Source organism: Paraburkholderia sp. SARCC-3016, assembly GCF_031119615.1.
GTDB lineage: Bacteria > Pseudomonadota > Gammaproteobacteria > Burkholderiales > Burkholderiaceae > Paraburkholderia.
In genome coordinates this window covers 1-2500 of sequence record NZ_JAVHZD010000085.1, presented here as the reverse complement: position 1 = coordinate 2500, position 2500 = coordinate 1, and the positions used below count along the sequence as shown (strand labels likewise).

3 protein-coding genes are annotated in these 2500 nt (G+C 61.5%); all 3 read right to left on the bottom strand.

Translation table 11 applies throughout. The annotated features are described in order from the left end of the window. Positions 1-79: 79 nt before the first annotated feature. The 3 genes from QYH69_RS35755 to QYH69_RS35745 are packed head-to-tail and all read right to left on the bottom strand — an operon-like array spanning position 80 to position 2415. The gene (locus QYH69_RS35755) at positions 80-1633 is read right to left on the bottom strand and encodes an IS66 family transposase (protein ID WP_308836323.1); all 1554 of its coding nucleotides are present in this window, start codon (positions 1631-1633) and stop codon (positions 80-82) included. A gap of 30 nt (positions 1634-1663) precedes the next feature. Further along, a complete protein-coding gene (gene tnpB, locus QYH69_RS35750; RefSeq protein ID WP_308836322.1) occupies positions 1664-2008 on the bottom strand; it encodes an IS66 family insertion sequence element accessory protein TnpB in 345 nt (114 codons plus the stop codon). Next, entirely contained in the window at positions 2005-2415 is a 411-nt protein-coding gene (locus QYH69_RS35745) for a transposase (RefSeq protein WP_308836321.1), read from the bottom strand. The genes tnpB and QYH69_RS35745 overlap by 4 nt, the downstream gene beginning before the upstream one ends. Positions 2416-2500: the final 85 nt, after the last annotated feature.

Sequence of the window (2500 nt, the reverse complement as noted above, 5' to 3'; positions counted from 1 at the left end):
GTAAGCACCTCACAACGGCCGTTCGCAATACGACGTGCGTGTGAGGCATGATGGGGGATGGGTTCTCGCCAGTTGGCGATCAGGCGGCTGAGGTAGGTAGACTGGAGTGCCGGGGAAGTTTCGCGACGACGTTCCAGGGTAGCAGTTCGTCGATACGGTTGATGGGATGGTCGGCGATATGGGTCAGGACGTATTCGAGATAGGCGCGCGGATTGATGTCATTGAGCTTGCACGTGCCGATCAGGCCGTACATCCCAGCCGCGCGTTCGCCCCCGCTGTCGGAGCCGGCAAACAGGAAGTTCTTGCGTCCGAGGCTGACGCAGCGCAAGGCGTTTTCGGCCAGCGCGTTGCTGATCTCGATGCGACCGTCCTGGCAATACAGCACGAGCGCATCCCACTGGTTGAGCGAGTAATTGATTGCTTTGGCCAGATCGGACTTCTTCGATAGCGACGCGAGTTTGTCCGTCATCCACGCCCTGATGGTCCCGAGCAGCGGCAAGCTTCTCTGCTGTCGTACGCGCAGCCGTTCAACAGCTGGTTTGCCGCGGATGTCGGCCTCGATACCGTAGAGTTCGCCGATCAGTTCGAGCACGTGCCTTGTTGCTTCAGTCGGCGTACGCACGTGGACTTCATAGAGATATCGTCTCGCGTGATCCCAGCATGCGGCCTCACGGATCTTGCCGCTTTCGTACAGTTCGTTGAAGCCGCCGTAGGCATCAGCCTGCAGGATGCCCTCGAATCCGGCGAGATGGGTCTGGGGATGGACGCCCTTGCGGTCCGGCGAGTACGCAAACCACACCGCAGCCGGATCCGTCGAACCCGAACGCCTGTCGTCGCGCACATATACCCAGAGTCGCCCGGTCTTCGTCTTCCTGTTGCCCGGCGCAAGCACAGGGATCGGCGTGTCGTCCACATGCAGCTTCCAGGTGGCCACCGTGTGGCGGCGCAACGCCTCGGTCAGCGGCTCGCAAAGGGCCTCGCACTGGCCAACCCAGCGCCCCATGCTGGCGGGGTCAAGCTTCACGCCGTCGCGCGCGGCAATCTGCGACTGCCGGTACAGCGGTTGATGATCAGCGAACTTCGAGACGAGGATGTCGGCCAGCAGGCTTGGATGGGCGATGCTGCGCTCAATCGGCAGGCCCGGCATCGGCGGCTGCGAGAATTGCTTGCAGCAGGTGCAGACCGCCTTGCGTCGGATCGTGCGGATCACCTTGAACATGGCAGCGACACGGGCGAGTTGCTCGGACACGTCTTCGCCCAGTGGCTGCATGGCGTTGCCGCAGCCAGGGCAGACCGAATCCGCTTCCAGCACGTGCTCTTCACGCGGAAGATGGGGTGGCAACGCCTCTTTCGAGGCTGTTGTGCCGGCCGGCGCATTCGTGCCCGATGCGCGGGCGCGGCGAACATCCGCGACACCGCGCCCGCCGGTCAGCTCCTCCAGTTCGGTCTCAAGCCGCTCGATCTGCCGGTCCAGCCGCTCGGACTTGCGGCCAAACTGCATCCGTTTGAGTTTGTCGATCTGGGCCTTAAGCTGTTCGATCTCGATATCGCGCTCGGCAAGCTGGGCGCGAGCCTCGAGCAGCAACGCCTTAAGCGCATCGACGTCATCGGGAAGACGGGCATCATCGGTCATGCGGCGGAGTTTACGTACCTCCCGAAGCGTTTACAAGACCGATAGCACTGCGGTTCGACGCGGCTGTCGCCAATCAATGCCCTCGAGTAGCATCGACAACTGTGCATGTGTGAGATGGACCTTGCCGCCGTCAGCCTGCGGCCAGATAAAATGGCCTTGCTCAAGCCGCTTTGCCAGGAGCCACAGCCCGTCCTCAGTGGCCCACAAAATCTTTATCAGGTCACCGCGCCGCCCCCTGAAAATGAAGACGTTGCCACCCATCGGATTCTCCTGGAGCATGGTCTGCACCTTCGCCGCCAGTCCCTGAAATCCGCAGCGCATGTCGGTGACGCCCGCGGCAATCCAGATGCGTGTTCCCGCCGGCAGCCCGATCACCGGGACAGCTCCCGAATCAGTAACCGCAGCATATCCGGCGGCACGTTGCCGCGAACGCGCAGGCGTGCCCGGTCAAATTCGATCTCGCAGACGTTCTCCGACACCTCCTCGCGCATGGGCTTCGAGTCCTGCGCTTCGGTGACAATGCTCACCGGAAGTAGCGGTGCAACGTCATCATCGGATTGCCGTCGTGCATGCGCCGGATGTGGCGCTCCAAATGCGCCCTCAAGATATTGGCGACGCCATTTGAACACCAGGTTGGTATTAATGTCGTTACGACGCGCGACCAGCGATACGGAAGCTCCCGGCTCGAAGGTCTGTTCAACCAGTTGCCGTTTGAATTCGCGCGGAAAGTTCGGGCGCTTACCCGACGGCATCCCGTTCTTGCCATCCAGAATCTCGACCACTTTGATTCCCACCAGAAATATTGGTGGGAACCAAATTACCTCCGTTCACTGCTCTCAGGAGAACGGCCGCCGTGAGGTGCTTACG

Coding starts and splice junctions, on each gene's coding strand:
- QYH69_RS35755 (WP_308836323.1), bottom strand. CDS start 1,633: ATGACCGATGATGCCCGTCTTCCCGATGACGTCGATGCGCTTAAGGCG.